Raw genomic sequence first — 14,579 nt, forward strand, 5'->3', positions numbered from 1 at the left:
TCACACGAGATCGATTCGCTTCCTCCATGACCCGACCCCGTATCCGCCGCCGCACCGCTCCGCTGCTCGCCGCCCTCGTGCTCGCGCCCGCCCTCGCCGCGACGGCTGCACTCCCGGCCACCGCGTCGACCCCCGTCTCCGGCCTCGATGCGGACGCCGACGGCTTCTCCGCGACCGTCCTCGGCCGCTACGCCAACGACGGCGCCGAGGTCGTCGCCGTCACCGGCGACCGCATGTACGTGATCGACGCGGATGCCCGGCTCGACATCGTCGACATCTCCGACCCGCGCGACCCCCGCCGCGAGCGCTCGATCGACCTCTCCGCGTTCGGCCCGAGCATCACCTCGGTCGCCGCGACCGAGGGACGCGTGGCCGTCGTGCTGCCGGCCGCGCACAAGACCGACCCCGGGACGCTCGTGCTCCTGAACCCCGCGGGCAGGGTTCTGCGAGAGGTGCAGGTCGGGGCGAATCCCGACATGGTGACCTTCGACGAGGCCGGCCGCCGCATCCTCGTCGCGAACGAGGGCGAGCCCGTCTCCTACTCCCCGAAGGACGACGCCGAGGGCTCGGTGAGCGTCGTCGATGTGCGACGGATGCTCGCTCGAGACCCCGGCGCGCTGGCGACGATCGACTTCCGCGCGTTCGACGAGGTCGGTGCCCGGCACGCCGAGCTTCCCGCCGAGGTGCGCGTGTTCGGTCCCGGTGCGAGCGTGAGCGAGGATCTCGAGCCCGAGTACATCACCGTCGAGGGCGAGCGGGCGTGGGTGAGCCTGCAGGAGAACAATGCGATCGCCGAGCTCGACCTCGCCGGGCTCGAGGTGGTCGCGATCCGCGCGCTCGCGCCCGTGGACCACTCCGTGCGTGGCTCCGGGATCGACGCGAGCGACCGCGACGGCCGCATCGACATCCGCCCGCGCCCGGTCGTGGGGCTGCCTATGCCCGACGCGATCGCCTCCTTCCTCGTGGACGGCGAGACCTACCTCGTCTCGGCCAACGAGGGCGACTCGCGCGAGGACTGGCCGGGGTACGCCGAGGAGGTCCGCGTCGGCTCGGGCGGCTATGCGCTCGACCCCACGGCCTTCCCCGACGCGGCGGCGCTGAAGGCGAACGCCGAGCTGGGTCGCCTGACGGTCACGCGCGCGAGCGGCGACGACGACGGCGACGGCGACTACGACCGCATCGTCGCCTTCGGCACACGCTCGGCGAGCATCTGGAACGGCTCCACGGCCGCGCGCGTCGCCGACACGGGAGACCTCTTCGAGCGCACCGTCGCGGAGCTCAGCCCCGCCGACTTCAACACGAACAACGACGAGAACGCGTTCGACAATCGCAGCGACAACAAGGGCCCCGAGCCGGAGGCCGTCGCCGTCGGCCGGCTCGGCGACCGCACTCTCGCGTTCGTCGGGCTCGAGCGGCAGGGCGGGGTCATGGTGCTCGACGTGAGCGACCCGGGCACCCCCGTGCTCGTCGAGTACCTCCAGACCCGTGACTACGCCGCCGACCCCGAGTCCGCGGAGACCGACTCGGGCGTGGAGGTCCTGCGATTCGTCGCCGCCTCGGACTCGCCGACCGGCCAGCCGCTCCTGATCTCCTCGAACGAGGTGTCGAGCACCGTCGTCATCTGGCAGCTCGCCGGCTGATCATCCGCTTCAGGCCCGACGACCGACCGGGCTGGGACGTCGTCGACGATCGGCGCGCCGGGGAACACCGGCGCGCCGATTGGCGTTGGCCCGAGCATCCCCGTCAGGATGGAGCCCATGTCGCACGCCGCCGCCGCCCCGAACGCCGCCCCCGCCTCCACGGCAGCACCCGCCACGCCGGAGGAGCGCTATCGCGTCTTCCGCGAGCGGCGCGACCTCGCCGCGGTGCAGCCGCAGGGCCCGCTCGCCCTCGTCAACACGCAGTGGGTCGATGCCGAGCAGACGATCTGGGGCGTGCCCGGGCGCTGGGCGCCCGCGCCCGAGGGCGGTCTGCTCGTCACCGCGACCGCGGCCGACGGCATCACCGTCGACGGGGCCGTCGTCGACGGCACGGTGCGCGTGCGCGGCAAGGACGACCCGCAGGCCTCCAGCATCGTGTTCGACGACCACACGACCGGCTTCGTCATCGCCGGCGAGAACGGCACCTACGCCCTGCGCGTGTGGGATTCGCGCAGCGAGGCGATCGAGAGCTTCGGCCGGATCGACGCGTTCCCCTACGACCCGGCGTGGGTCGTGACGGGTACGTTCCGCGAGATCGAGGGCGGCACGACGGTGGGCTTCGAGCACCTCAAGGACGACGGCGCGACGCGCGACGAGGTCATCCCGGGCGAGATCCGCTTCACGCACGGCGGGGTCGAGTACGACATCGCGGCCTTCAAGTCGGGCCGGGCCCTGCAGCTCGTCTTCAGCGACGCGACGGCGGGCGACAGCACCTACTCGGTCGGGCGGTTCCTCTTCCTCGCCCCGAACGCCGACGGCTCGATCACCCTCGACTTCAACACGGCGATCCTCCCTCCGTGCGCCTTCAGCTACAACTTCAACTGCCCGCTGCCGCCCAAGCAGAACCGCTTCCCCTTCCCGATCGAGGCGGGCGAGAAGAACGTGCTCGCGAAGGACGGCTCGCTGCTGCACTGACGGCCTGACGCCCTGACGCTGCGCGTCGACAACTCAGGACGAGCGCTCCTCGCGATGGGCCCGCGCGACCCTGCCCGCGAGTGCGCGTCAATAACTCAGGACGAGCGCGCGTCTGACCGCGGTCCTGTCCCGCTGCACCGGGCGAGCGACCACAGGCCCGCAGCGCTGGTCCTGAGTTGTTGACGCGAGCGCGCATGACGCTCGTCCTGAGTTGTTGGCGCGCACGGGCCTGGCGCGGCGGGCGCCGTCGGTGGGGGGCGGCAGACTGGGGGCGTGCTCATCGTCGTCGACCGCAGCCCTGACGGGGGGATGCTCCTCACCGACGACGACGGAACGATCGAGCTCCCCGCCGCCGAGCTCGCCGCGACCGTCGCCGCGCGCGAGCGCGAGCCCGGCGAGCCGCCCCGGTGGGTCTGGAGCGACACGGCCGCCCGCTACCCCGAGCTGCTCGCCGCGGGTGCGCGCGTCGAGCGCTGCCACGACCTGCGCCTCGTCGACGCCATCCTCGCCGGGGTCGACGGCCGCGCGCCCGAGCCCGCGCTCGCTCGCACGGTCGAGTTCGTCCGACCCCCGATGCCGCGCCCGCAGGTCGAGGCGCTCTTCGAGTTCGACGACGTCGTCTTCGACGGCTCCTCCGCGCCGGTGCCGGCCGTGCGTCCCGGGGGCCCCGATCTCGGGCGCCCCGCGCCGGTGCCCACCCTCGCCGCCACCCAGCGCGCCGACCTCGCCCGCGACCGCGGCCCCGGTGCGCCGCGCCCCCGCGCCCTCGCCCTGCTCGCCGCAGCCGAATCGGCCGGCGCTCTCGCCGCCGTCGAGATGCAGAGCACGGGCCTGCCGTGGAGCGCCGAGACCCACGACGCCCTCCTCACCGAGCTCCTCGGGCCACGTCCGGAGGCCCCCGGGGCCCGCCCGGCGAGCCTCACCGCGCTCGGCGCCGAGGTCGAGCGACTGCTCGGGGCCGCGCCGGGGAGCATCCCGCTCGACTCCCCGCCCGAGCTCGTCAAGGCGCTGCGTCGCGCCGGGCTCGAGGTCTCGAGCGCCCGTTCCTGGGAGCTCCGCCGCCTCGACCACCCCGCGATCGAACCGCTGCTGCGCTACAAGAAGCTCAGCAGACTGCTCTCCGCGAACGGCTGGAACTGGCTCGACGCCCACGTGCGCGACGGCCGCTTCCGCCCCAGCTACGTCCCCGGCGCAGTCGTCACAGGCCGCTGGGGCTCCGACGGGGGCGGCGCGCTGCAGCTGCCGAAGCAGATCCGCGGAGCCGTGCAGGCCGACCCGGGCTGGGTGCTCGTGGTGGCCGACGCGGCGCAGCTCGAGCCGCGCATCCTCGCCGCTCTCTCGCACGACGCGGCGATGGCGCGCGCCGGCGCGGGGGAGGACCTCTACGCCGGCATCGTCGCGAGCGGCGCTGTCGAGTCGCGCGAGCAGGCCAAGCTCGGGATGCTCGGCGCGATGTACGGCGGAACGACCGGCCAGAGCGCCCGCGTCCTGCCGCGGCTGCAGCGCGCGTTCCCCGACGCGATCCGGTTCGTGGAGGAGGCAGCGAGGGCGGGGGAGCGCGGGGAGCACGTGCGCACGCGCCTCGGTCGCACGTCGCCCGCGCCCAGCGAGGCCTGGCGCGAGCGGCAGCTCATCGCGGCCTCCGACGCCGCGACCGCCGCGCAGCGCGACGAGGCACGCTCGGCCGCGCGCGCGTGGGGGCGCTTCACCCGCAATTTCGTCGTGCAGGGCAGCGCCGCCGAATGGGCGCTGTCGTGGATGGCCGGCGTGCGCCGCCGTCTCTGGTCGCCGGAGGGCGGTCCGCTGGCCTCGCAGCCCCACCTCGTGTTCTTCCTGCACGACGAGCTCATCGTCCACGCTCCGCGCGAGCGCGCGCCCGAGGTCGAGCAGGTGATGCGCGCCGCCGCCGTCGACGCCGGGCGCCTGCTCTTCCAGGGCAGTCCGGTGAGCTTCCCCGTCACGGTCGCGACGGTCGAGCGCTACAGCGACGCCAAGTAGCCGGTCGTCCGCGTCAGCGCGACGAGCCGTGCGCGGCCGCGCTGGTGTCGGCGGCGCGGCGACCGCGTCGGCGACGATCGGTGCGGAGCGGCCATGGGTCGATCGCCGGGAGGGAATCGAGCCAGGCGAGCGCCGCGGAGCGGAGGAGGCGCTGCGCGTGGGCGGCCGAGGCCTGCGCCGCGCCGCCGGAGGGATCCGCGATCTCGGCGGAGGCGCCCTCTCGAGGCGCCCAGAGCATCCGATAGTTCGCCAGGAGCGTGTCGAGGTGGTTGCCCGGCAGCGACATCGCGAGCAGGACCCGCTCGACCATCTCGTGCCAGTCGGCGAGGTCGGGCTCGGTGAGGTGCATGCGCGCCTCGATCGTGCCGGCGTCGGTGAGCTGGTAGAGCGGAAGGTTGTCGGGCGTGGAGCCCGCGTCCTCCACGAGTCCGTCGCGGCGGAGCCGGTCGAGAGTCGAGTAGACCTGGCCCACGTTGAGGGGCGCGTCGCGTCGCGTGCGCTCGACGACCTCGGCGTGCAGCTGGTAGCCGTAGGCCGGGCCGAGGGTGAGGACGGAGAGCAGGGAATGACGGAGCGTCATGACTCCACACTATGCGGCGTATGCAATGACCGGGAAATCGGTCAGCGCCTCTCCGCGCGTCGGGGGGACGGCGGGGCGATGCGTCGAGGAGATCGAACGACACGCTTGTGATTCGAGCCCGTGGTGGGCGATAATGCGTACACGGCGAGAGATCGCCATAACTGAACACGCTGTCACACCGCGAACAGGTCGATGGGGAAGTCGTACCTGAGGAAACGGAGTGAACAGTGGCAACAGCAACGGCTCGCGGAGTGCTCTACGTGCACTCCGCTCCGCGCGCGCTCTGCCCGCACATCGAGTGGGCAGCAGGTCGCGCCATCGATCGCGCCGTGAGCTTCGACTGGATCGATCAGCCGGTCATGAAGGGCTCGCAGCGCACCGAGTTCGTCTGGGAGGGCGAGCGCGGCTCCGGCGCGCGCATCGCGAGCGCCCTGCGCGGCTGGGAGCACCTCCGCTTCGAGGTCACCGAGGAGGCCGGCTTCGGCACCGACGGCGGGCGCTGGATGCACACGCCCGACCTCGGCATCTTCTACGCCCAGACCGACGTCGCCGGGAACATGGTCGTCCCGGAGGACCGCGTCCGCTACGCGATGGAGGTCGCGGGCTCGAACACGCTCGAGCTGCACCGCGAGCTCCGCCTCGCCCTCGGCCAGGCCTGGGACGACGAGCTCGAGGCCTTCCGCCACGCGGGCGACGGCCAGCGCGTCGTCTGGCTGCACCGCGCCGGCTGACCCGGCGCTCGTCGAGAACTCAGGACGACCGGACCCCGCACTCGTCGACAACTCAGGACAGCAGGCGCCACGAGCGCCGGGTGATCGCTCCCCGGGCCCGTGAAGCACCGCTGGTCCTGAGTTGTTGACGTGCGCGGCGGGGTGCCGACGTCGATCGTCCTGAGTTCCGACGCGAGCGCGGTCGAGCGCGGCCGCGCCCGTCGCAGAGCGGGCTACTCGTCGTACGAGCGGAACGCGATGACCGAGTTGTGCCCGCCGAACCCGAACGAGTTCGAGATCGCGAGCTGCGGCCCGTCGCCGAGCGGGCGCGGCGAGGTGACGACGTCGAGCGGGATGCGCTCGTCCTGGTTGTCGAGGTTGATGGTCGGCGGCGCGGTGCGCTCGTGGAGCGCGAGGATCGTGAAGACCGCCTCGAGCGCGCCCGTCCCGCCGAGCAGGTGGCCCGTGGACGCCTTCGTCGCCGAGACGGGGATCGACCCGACCCGGTCGCCGAAGACGCGCTTGAGGGCCTCGAACTCCGCGACGTCGCCCACGGGCGTGGAGGTGGCGTGGGCGTTGATGTGCGTGACCTCGTCGGGCGTCGCCCCGGCCTGCTCGAGGGCCGCGAGCACGGCGCGGGCGGCGCCCGAGCCCTCCGGGTCGGGAGCGGTGATGTGGTACGAGTCGCTCGTCACGGAGCCGCCGGCGAGCTCGGCGTAGATGCGGGCGCCGCGCGCGAGCGCGTGCTCCTTCGTCTCGAGCACGATCGCGGCCGCGCCCTCGCCGAGCACGAAGCCGTCGCGGTCGACGTCGTAGGGCCGCGAGGCGGCGGCAGGGTCATCGTTGCGCTTGGAGAGCGCCTGCATCGACGCGAACGCGGCGATGGGCAGCGGATGCACGACCGCCTCGGTGCCGCCGGCGACGACGATGTCGGCGAGGCCCTGCTGCAGGTGCTCGTAGGCGTTGGCGATCGCCTCGGTGCCGGAGGCGCACGCGGAGACGACGGTGCGGGCGCCCGCGCGGGCGCCGAGGCCCATGCTGATCGCGGCCGCGGCGGCGTTCGGCATGAGCATGGGGATCGTCATGGGGAGGACCCGCCGGGGGCCCTTCTCCTTCAGCACGTCCCACGCGTCGAGGAGCGTCCAGAGGCCGCCGATGCCGGTGGCGTAGTCGACGAGGATGCGCTCGGGGACGATGTCGGGAGCGCCCGCGTCGGCCCACGCCTCACGCGCGGCGATGAGCGCGAACTGCGCGGACGGGTCGAGGCGCTTGATCTCCTGGCGCTCGAGCACCTCCTCGGGGCGCACCTTCGCCTGCGCGGCGAAGGTCACGGGGAGCTCGTACTGCTCGACCCAGGGCTGCTCGAGGCTGCGGGCGCCGGATTCTCCGGCGAGGAGGGCCGTCCAGCTCTCACGGGCGGTCCCGCCGATGGGGGAGGTGGCACCGATTCCGGTGACGACGATGGTGGTCATAGCGTCAGCTCTTCTCTCAGGGGTGGGAGGCGTCGCGGGGGCCGGGGCCGCGCGTGTGCGACGGCCCCGGCATCCGCGCGGGGTCTAGCCCTGCGCGTTGACGATGAAGGTGACGGCGTCGCCGACGGTCTTGAGGTTCTTGACCTCCTCGTCGGGAATCTTCACGTCGAACTTCTCCTCGGCGTTGACGACGATCGTCATCATCGAGATCGAGTCGATGTCGAGGTCGTCCGTGAACGACTTGTCGAGCGCGACGGAGTCGGTCGCGATGCCGGTCTCGTCGTTGATGAGCTCGGCCAGGCCGGCGAGAACCTCTTCGGTGGAATGTGCCATGGTGTTGTCTCCTCAGGGGGTGTCGAATGACCGTCCCCCATCCTAGGGCGGGGGTGAGCCGCGGGCGCGGTGGCCGGGGTGGTCGTGGCGGGCTAGGGCAGCCGCACCACCTGGGCGCCGAACACGAGTCCGGCGCCGAAGCCGATCTGCAGGGCGAGTCCTCCGCTGAGCTCGGGATGCTCGGCGAGCAGTCGATGCGTCGCGAGGGGGATCGAGGCCGCCGAGGTGTTCCCCGTCGTTGCGATGTCGCGCGCGATGACGACGCTCTCGGGCAGCTTGAGCTGCTTGGCGAACTCGTCGATGATGCGCATGTTCGCCTGGTGGGGGATGAACGCCGCGAGCTGGTCGGCGGTCACTCCGCCGGCGGTGAGGGCGCGCTGGGCGACCTTCGCCATCTCCCACACCGCCCAGCGGAAGACCGTCTGGCCCTCCTGGCGGAGTGTCGGGAAGACGCCGGCCTCCACGCCCTCGGCGATCGTGTGGTCCATCCCGATCGTCTCCCACTTCGAGCCGTCGGAGCCCCACACGCTCGCTCCGATGCCGGGGGAGTCGGCGGGTCCGACGATCGCCGCCCCCGCGCCGTCGCCGAGCAGGAACGAGATCGTGCGGTCGGTGGGCTTCGCGAAGTCGCTGAGCTTCTCGGCGCCGACGACGAGCACGAACTCGGCAGCGCCGGCCCGGACGAGGGCGTCCGCCTGCGCGATGCCGTAGGTATAGCCGGCGCACGCGGCTGAGACGTCGTACGCGGGGGCGGGGTTCGCGCCCACGCGCTCGGCGAGGAGTGCCGCGAGCGAGGGCGTCTGCACGGGGTTGGAGATCGTCGAGACGATCACGGCGCCGATACGGCTCGGGTCGATGCCGGCCTTCGCGATCGCCTCCTTCGAGGCCGCCTCCGCGAGGTCGACGGCCGTGACGGAGTCGGAGGCGCGCATCCGCGTGATGACGCCGGTGCGCTGCCGGATCCACTCGTCGGAGGAGTCGATCGGCCCGACGATGTCGTCGTTCGGCACCGTGAGGTCGCCGCGCGCTGCGCCGACCGACCAGATGCGCGTGAACGGCACGCCGACCGACTGCTTCAGGACAGGCTGCTCGCTCATGCGCTCTCCAGCATCTCGATCGCGGCGGGGAGGTCGTCGGGGGTTCGGATCGCGACGGTCGGCACGCCCTTGAGGCCGCGCTTGGCGAGCCCGACGAGGGCGCCGGCGGGCAGCAGCTCGATAACGCCCGTGACGCCGTCGGCGGCCATCGACTCCATGCAGAGGTCCCAGCGGACCGGCGAGGAGATCTGCCCGACGAGCAGGTCGACGTAGCCCGCGCCCGAGGTGACGACCGCGCCGTCGCGGTTCGTGTAGAGGCGGATGCCCGGGTCCGCGGTCGGGACCGTCGCGGCAGCCGCGCGCACGCGCTCGACCGCTGAGCCCATGTAGCTCGTGTGGAACGCGCCGGCGACCTGCAGCGGGATGACCCGCGTGCCGGGCACGGGGTCGCTCGCGAGGGCGTCGAGGTTGCGCAGCTCGCCCGCGACGACGGTCTGCCCGCCGCCATTGACGTTGGCGGCCTCGAGGCCGAGCTCGAGGAGGCGCTCGCGAAGAGCATCCGCGTCGCCGCCGAGAACAGCGCTCATGCCGGTCGGCACGGCCGCGGCGGCCTCCGCCATCGCGATGCCGCGCTCGCGGACGAGCCGCATCGCGTCGAGCTCGTCGATGACCCCGGCGATGGCCGCGGCCGCGAACTCGCCGACGGAGTGGCCGGCCACGGCGCCGACGCGGTCGCGGCGCCCCTCGAGGAGCGCGGCGGCGCTCAGCAGCGAGGCGGCGACGATGAGCGGCTGCGCGACGGCGGTGTCACGGATCGTGTCGGCGTCCGACACCGTGCCGTGCGTGACGAGGTCGATGCCGGCGGCCTCGCCGAGCGCCTCGAGGCGGGTGCGATGCGCGGGGTCGGCGAGCCAGGGCTCGAGGAAGCCGGGGCTCTGCGAGCCCTGGCCGGGGGCGACGACGACGATCATTGCTTCATCCTCCCAAGAGCGGGGACAAGGGGTGGTGTGGGGGTGGTGCAAGAACGGTCGCAGACCTTGTGAGGACCGTACAGGGTCGGGGATTCCCGCCGGGGCATGCCTCCCGGGGCCGGCGGAGCGGGAACCGGCCTGGGCGCGGTCAGCGGCGCGGCGCCTCCGGCTCGGAGATCGACCCGACGATGAGCGCGCACTGCAGGATGATCGCCTCGCGGGCGCCGGTGGCATCCCAGCCGATGACCTCGCTGATGCGCTTGAGGCGGTAGCGGACGGTGTTGGGGTGCACGTACAGCTCGCGGGCGGTCGCCTCGAGACTGCGGCCGTTGTCCAGATAGGCCCACAGGGTCGTCAGCAGCTCCGTGTTGTGCTGCTTGAGCGGCTTGTAGATGCGGTTGATGAGCGTCGAGCGCGCGATCGGGTCGCCCGCGAGCGCGCGCTCGGGCAGCAGGTCGTCAGCGAGGGTCGGGCGCGGGGCGTTGCGCCACGAGCGCGCGACGGCGAAGCCCGCGAGCGCGGCCTTGGCGCTCTTGCCGGCGTCGACGACGTCGGGGACCTCCGGCCCGAGAACGAGGTGCCCGGCGCCGAAGAACGGCTCGAGGGCCTGGGCGATCTGCGGGAAGGTCGCCGGCTGCGGCGATGGCTCGTCGGCCCGCGGGAGGGCGCGGCCGATCACGACGACCAGGCGGTTGCCCTGCACGCCGATGAGCACGTCGGCGTCGACATGGCGCGCGGTGCGGCGGATCTGGTCGACGTCGACGATGCGCGGGGTCGTGCCGACGAGCACGCACACCTCGCCGTGGCCGTTCCAGCCGAGAGCGGCGATGCGGCTCGGGAGCTCGTTGTCGTACTCGCCGGAGAGGATGGAGTCGACGACGAGAGCCTCGAGCCGGGCATCCCACAGCCCCCTCGCCTCGGCGGCGCGCGCGTAGACGTCGGCGGCGGCGAAGGCGATCTCGCGGCTGTACAGCAGGATCGCCTCGCGCAGGCTCTGGTCGCCGCTCGTGACCCGCTCCTCGACGACCTCGACGGTCACGCGGATGAGCTGCAGGGTCTGCTGCAGGCTGACCGAGCGCAGCAGCTCGCGGGGCGCGGCGCCGAACACGTCGGCGGCGATCCACGGCTGTGAGGTCGGGTCGTCGTACCAGCTGATGAGCGAGCTGATGCCGGCCTGCGCGACGAGGCCGACCGCCGAGCGGCGGCTCGGAGGCATCTCGCGGTACCACGGAAGCGTGTCGTCGAGCCGCTTGAGCGTCGCGGTGGCGAGCTCGCCCGAGATGTTCCGCAGGTACTGCAGGGTCTGGGCCTTCGTCATCGACGCCACGACTCGTCCCTTCCTCGGACCGGTCGGGGCCCCGCGAGTCGCGGGGCCCCGGATGGTGCTGCTGCGATCTACGCCTCGCCGCCGGCGGACCCGGTGGTCCCGGCAGTGACGTCGTGCAGGCGGTACCGCTCGATCGCCTCCGCCACGACCGAGGGGTCGAGCTCGCCGCGTCGGACGAGCTGCTGCAGGGTGCGCACGACGACCGACGGGCCGTCGATGTGGAAGAAGCGGCGGGCGGCGGGGCGGGTGTCGCTGAACCCGAAGCCGTCGGCTCCGAGGGTCGCGTAGTCGCCGGGCACGAACTGCCGGATCTGGTCGGGCACGGCGTGCATGAAGTCGGTGACCGCGACGAACGGCCCCTCGGCTCCGCGGAGCTTCTCGGACACGTAGGCCGTGCGCGGCGCCGCCGCGGGGTTGAGGAAGTTGTGCTCGTCGGCGGCGAGACCGTCGCGGCGCAGCTCCGTCCACGATGTGACGCTCCAGACGTCGGCCGACACGCCCCAGTCGTTCGCCAGCAGCTCCTGGGCCTCGAGCGCCCACGGCACGGCGACGCCCGAGGCGAGGATCTGCGCCTTGTGGCCCGCGGCCGCGCTCGGCTTCAGGAGGTAGAGGCCCTTGAGCAGGCCCTCCACGTCGAGGCCCTCGGGCTCGGCCGGCTGCACGTGCGGCTCGTTGTAGACCGTCAGGTAGTACATGACGTTCGGGTCCGGGTGCTGGCCCCCGTACATGCGGTCCAGGCCCGCGCGCACGATGTGTCCCAGCTCGTAGCCGAACGCCGGGTCGTAGGTGACCACGGCGGGGTTCGTGCTGGCCAGCAGCGGCGAGTGGCCGTCGGCGTGCTGCAGGCCCTCGCCCGTGAGCGTCGTGCGGCCGGCCGTCGCGCCGATGATGAAGCCGCGCGCCATCTGGTCGCCCGCCGCCCACATCGCATCGCCCGTGCGCTGGAAGCCGAACATCGAGTAGAAGACGTAGACGGGGATGAGCGGCTGGCCGTGCGTCGCGTAGCTCGTGCCCACGGCCGTAAAGGCGGCGAACGCGCCCGCCTCGTTGATGCCGGTGTGGATGATCTGGCCCTGCGGGCTCTCCTTGTAGGCGAGCAGCAGCTCCCGGTCGACGCTCGTGTAGTGCTGGCCGTTGGGGTTGTAGATCTTGGACGTCGGGAAGTAGGCGTCCATGCCGAACGTGCGCGCCTCATCCGGGATGATCGGGACGATGCGGTGGCCGAACTCCTTGTCGCGCAGCAGGTCCTTGAGCAGGCGCGCGAAGGCCATGGTCGTCGCGACCTCCTGCTTGCCCGAGCCCTTCTTCGCGATCGCGTAGGCGCTCTCGTCGGGAAGCGAGATGTCGACGTGCTTCGAGCGGCGCTCGGGCAGGTAGCCGCCGAGCGCGCGGCGACGCTCGTGCAGGTACTGGATCGCGGGGTCGTCGTCGCCCGGGTGATAGTACGGCGGGCGGTACGGGTCGGCCTCGAGCTGCGCGTCCGTGATCGGGATGCGCATCTCGTCGCGGAACTGCTTGAGGTTGTCGAGGGTGAGCTTCTTCATCTGGTGGGTCGCATTGCGGCCCTCGAAGCTCGGGCCGAGGCCGTAGCCCTTGACGGTCTTCGCGAGGATGACGGTCGGCTGGCCCTTGTGCTCCTGCGCGGCCTTGAAGGCGGCGTACACCTTGCGGTAGTCGTGGCCGCCGCGCTTGAGCTTCCAGATCTGGTCGTCGGTGTAGTTCTCGACCATCGCGGCGGTGCGCGGGTCGCGGCCGAAGAAGTGCTCGCGGATGAACGCGCCCGACTCGGCCTTGTAGGTCTGGTAGTCGCCGTCGGGGGTCACGTTCATGAGGTCGCGCAACGCGCCCTCGTGATCCTGGTCGAGCAGGGCATCCCACTCGCGACCCCAGATGACCTTGATGACGTTCCAGCCGGCACCGCGGAAGAAGCTCTCGAGCTCCTGGATGATCTTGCCGTTGCCGCGGACCGGGCCGTCGAGCCGCTGCAGGTTGCAGTTGATGACGAAGTTCAGGTTGTCGAGGCCGTCGTTCGCGGCGAGCTGCAGTGCGCCGCGGCTCTCGACCTCGTCCATCTCGCCGTCGCCGAGGAACGCCCACACCTGCGAGTCGTCGCCGTCGACGATGCCGCGGTTGGTGACGTACTTGTTGAGCTGGGCCTGGTAGATCGCGTTGATCGGCCCGAGGCCCATCGACACGGTCGGGAACTGCCAGAAGTCGGGCATGAGGCGAGGGTGCGGGTAGCTCGAGAGCCCGCCCGTCGGGTGCGACTTCTCCTGACGGAAGCCGTCCAGCTGCTCGGGGCTCAGGCGGCCCTCGAGGAAGGCGCGGGCGTACATGCCGGGGGAGGCGTGGCCCTGGTAGAAGATCGCGTCGCCGCCGTTGGGGTGGTCGGCGCCGCGGAAGAAGTGGTTGTGGCCGACCTCGTAGAGCGCCGCGCTCGACGCGTAGGTCGAGATGTGGCCGCCGACGGCGATGCCGGGGCGCTGCGCGCGGTGCACGGTGATCGCGGCGTTCCAGCGGATCCACGCGCGATATCGGCGCTCGATCTCCTCATCCCCGGGGAACTCGGGCTCGTTCTCGGGGGCGATCGTGTTGAGGTAGTCCGTCGTCGGCACCATCGGCACGCCGAGGTGCAGCTCCTTGCTGCGCTTGAGCAGGCTGAGCATGATCTCGCGCCCGCGCTGCGGCCCGTGCTGCTGCACGAGGGCGTCGAGCGACTCGTTCCATTCGGCGGTTTCCTCCGGATCCGCATCCATGGTGTGCACCGAGTACGGATCCTGGTCGTTGACCGTCACCCTGAACCTCTTCCTGGTGGTGATTAGGGGGAGTGTGTCGGCGCCGCGGACCGGGTTGCGGACACGCGGACTGGCGAACCCTCCCACTCTAGACCCGAGCGCCCTCGTGCTCGCCGAGGCGGCGGTAGCCTGCACGAGTGCCCATCGCCGTCGGCTCGCCCGCCCCTCCCTTCGCCCTGCGCGACCAGTTCGGGCGCGCGATCGCGGTGCCGGATGCCCGCCTCGGGCGCGCCGTCCTCCTCGTGTTCTTCCCGCAGGCGTTCACCCCCACCTGCACGGACGAGCTGCGGTCGCTCGCGGCCGAGCGCGCGGCACTGGAGGCCGAGGGAGTCACGGTCCTCGCCTGCTCGGTCGACTCGATGGCGACGCTCCGCGCGTTCGATGAGGCGGAGGCGCTCGGGCTGACCCTGCTCTCCGACTTCTGGCCGCACGGCGCGGTCGCCGAGGCCTACGGCTCATTCCTGCCGGATCGCGGCTGGGCCGATCGCGTCTCGGTGCTCGTCGACGCCGCCGGCGTCGTCCGCGCTCTCGCGACCGGAACCGACGGTGCGCCCCGGGACGCGGAGATGCATCGCGGGATGCTCGCGGCTCTCGACGCGCCGGCCGACGAGCGCGCGGCCCGCGGCTAGGCTGGCCGCGCGGGCTCTTAGCTCAGCTGGTAGAGCGCCTCGTTTACACCGAGGATGCCGGGGGTTCGAGTCCCTCAGGGCCCACCGCGCTCCTGTCCGCCCCCGCGCGGCG

The 14,579-nt window shown here is 72.3% G+C and carries 12 protein-coding genes and 1 tRNA gene; 6 read left to right on the plus strand and 7 right to left on the minus strand.

The window, feature by feature from the left end; translation table 11 throughout:
* The first annotated feature begins 26 nt into the window (after window positions 1-26).
* From ASC54_RS10485 to ASC54_RS10495, 3 genes are all read left to right on the plus strand, one after another.
* The gene (locus ASC54_RS10485) at window positions 27-1,640 is read left to right on the plus strand and encodes a choice-of-anchor I family protein (RefSeq protein WP_055860855.1); all 1,614 of its coding nucleotides are present in this window, start codon (window positions 27-29) and stop codon (window positions 1,638-1,640) included.
* 117 nt (window positions 1,641-1,757) lie between these two features.
* Window positions 1,758-2,615 carry a DUF1684 domain-containing protein gene (locus ASC54_RS10490; protein ID WP_055860858.1) on the plus strand — a complete coding sequence of 286 codons (858 nt, stop codon included), beginning with the start codon at window positions 1,758-1,760 and terminating at the stop codon, window positions 2,613-2,615.
* A 309-nt stretch (window positions 2,616-2,924) separates the two neighbouring features.
* Entirely contained in the window at window positions 2,925-4,613 is a 1,689-nt protein-coding gene (locus ASC54_RS10495) for a bifunctional 3'-5' exonuclease/DNA polymerase (RefSeq protein ID WP_082515116.1), read from the plus strand.
* A 13-nt stretch (window positions 4,614-4,626) separates the two neighbouring features.
* Here the strand turns inward: ASC54_RS10495 and ASC54_RS13090 are convergent, their stop codons facing one another.
* Window positions 4,627-5,193: a PadR family transcriptional regulator gene (locus ASC54_RS13090; RefSeq protein ID WP_055898917.1), complete on the minus strand. Its 567-nt coding sequence runs from the start codon at window positions 5,191-5,193 to the stop codon at window positions 4,627-4,629.
* 227 nt (window positions 5,194-5,420) lie between these two features.
* On the opposite strand from ASC54_RS13090, the gene ASC54_RS10505 reads away from it, so the two are divergent.
* Entirely contained in the window at window positions 5,421-5,924 is a 504-nt protein-coding gene (locus ASC54_RS10505; RefSeq protein ID WP_055860867.1) for a DUF3145 domain-containing protein, read from the plus strand.
* A 212-nt stretch (window positions 5,925-6,136) separates the two neighbouring features.
* Here ASC54_RS10505 and ASC54_RS10510 read toward each other — a convergent pair whose 3' ends face one another.
* The 6 genes from ASC54_RS10510 to aceE form a co-directional block, all read right to left on the minus strand.
* The gene (locus tag ASC54_RS10510) at window positions 6,137-7,375 is read right to left on the minus strand and encodes a beta-ketoacyl synthase (RefSeq protein ID WP_055860870.1); all 1,239 of its coding nucleotides are present in this window, start codon (window positions 7,373-7,375) and stop codon (window positions 6,137-6,139) included.
* Window positions 7,376-7,459: 84 nt separating this feature from the next.
* Window positions 7,460-7,708: an acyl carrier protein gene (locus ASC54_RS10515; RefSeq protein ID WP_055860874.1), complete on the minus strand. Its 249-nt coding sequence runs from the start codon at window positions 7,706-7,708 to the stop codon at window positions 7,460-7,462.
* Window positions 7,709-7,800: 92 nt separating this feature from the next.
* A complete protein-coding gene (locus ASC54_RS10520; RefSeq protein ID WP_055898920.1) occupies window positions 7,801-8,805 on the minus strand; it encodes a beta-ketoacyl-ACP synthase III in 1,005 nt (334 codons plus the stop codon).
* On the minus strand, window positions 8,802-9,716 hold the full coding sequence (locus ASC54_RS10525; protein ID WP_055898923.1) for an ACP S-malonyltransferase: 915 nt from the start codon (window positions 9,714-9,716) through the stop codon (window positions 8,802-8,804). The genes ASC54_RS10520 and ASC54_RS10525 overlap by 4 nt, the downstream gene beginning before the upstream one ends.
* A gap of 148 nt (window positions 9,717-9,864) precedes the next feature.
* Window positions 9,865-11,034: a CdaR family transcriptional regulator gene (locus ASC54_RS10530; protein WP_055862072.1), complete on the minus strand. Its 1,170-nt coding sequence runs from the start codon at window positions 11,032-11,034 to the stop codon at window positions 9,865-9,867.
* A gap of 77 nt (window positions 11,035-11,111) precedes the next feature.
* Window positions 11,112-13,838 (minus strand): pyruvate dehydrogenase (acetyl-transferring), homodimeric type, encoded by a 2,727-nt coding sequence (gene aceE / locus ASC54_RS10535; RefSeq protein WP_055898926.1) that lies wholly within the window; start codon window positions 13,836-13,838, stop codon window positions 11,112-11,114.
* A gap of 137 nt (window positions 13,839-13,975) precedes the next feature.
* On the opposite strand from aceE, the gene ASC54_RS10540 reads away from it, so the two are divergent.
* Both ASC54_RS10540 and ASC54_RS10545 read left to right on the plus strand, forming a co-directional pair.
* Window positions 13,976-14,467 (plus strand): redoxin domain-containing protein, encoded by a 492-nt coding sequence (locus ASC54_RS10540; RefSeq protein WP_055860886.1) that lies wholly within the window; start codon window positions 13,976-13,978, stop codon window positions 14,465-14,467.
* A gap of 11 nt (window positions 14,468-14,478) precedes the next feature.
* Window positions 14,479-14,551 (plus strand) — tRNA-Val (locus ASC54_RS10545).
* The last annotated feature ends 28 nt before the right edge of the window (window positions 14,552-14,579 follow it).

Source organism: Yonghaparkia sp. Root332, from assembly GCF_001425665.1.
Classification (GTDB): Bacteria; Actinomycetota; Actinomycetes; order Actinomycetales; family Microbacteriaceae; genus Microcella.

Bases quoted from the DNA above. Each gene is read 5' to 3' on its own strand.
- ASC54_RS10485 (WP_055860855.1), top strand. From the start codon at position 27: ATGACCCGACCCCGTATCCGCCGCCGCACCGCTCCGCTGCTCGCCGCC.
- ASC54_RS10490 (WP_055860858.1), top strand. From the start codon at position 1,758: ATGTCGCACGCCGCCGCCGCCCCGAACGCCGCCCCCGCCTCCACGGCA.
- ASC54_RS10495 (WP_082515116.1), top strand. From the start codon at position 2,925: ATGCTCCTCACCGACGACGACGGAACGATCGAGCTCCCCGCCGCCGAG.
- ASC54_RS13090 (WP_055898917.1), bottom strand. From the start codon at position 5,193: ATGACGCTCCGTCATTCCCTGCTCTCCGTCCTCACCCTCGGCCCGGCC.
- ASC54_RS10510 (WP_055860870.1), bottom strand. From the start codon at position 7,375: ATGACCACCATCGTCGTCACCGGAATCGGTGCCACCTCCCCCATCGGC.
- ASC54_RS10515 (WP_055860874.1), bottom strand. From the start codon at position 7,708: ATGGCACATTCCACCGAAGAGGTTCTCGCCGGCCTGGCCGAGCTCATC.
- ASC54_RS10520 (WP_055898920.1), bottom strand. From the start codon at position 8,805: ATGAGCGAGCAGCCTGTCCTGAAGCAGTCGGTCGGCGTGCCGTTCACG.
- ASC54_RS10525 (WP_055898923.1), bottom strand. From the start codon at position 9,716: ATGATCGTCGTCGTCGCCCCCGGCCAGGGCTCGCAGAGCCCCGGCTTC.
- ASC54_RS10530 (WP_055862072.1), bottom strand. From the start codon at position 11,034: ATGACGAAGGCCCAGACCCTGCAGTACCTGCGGAACATCTCGGGCGAG.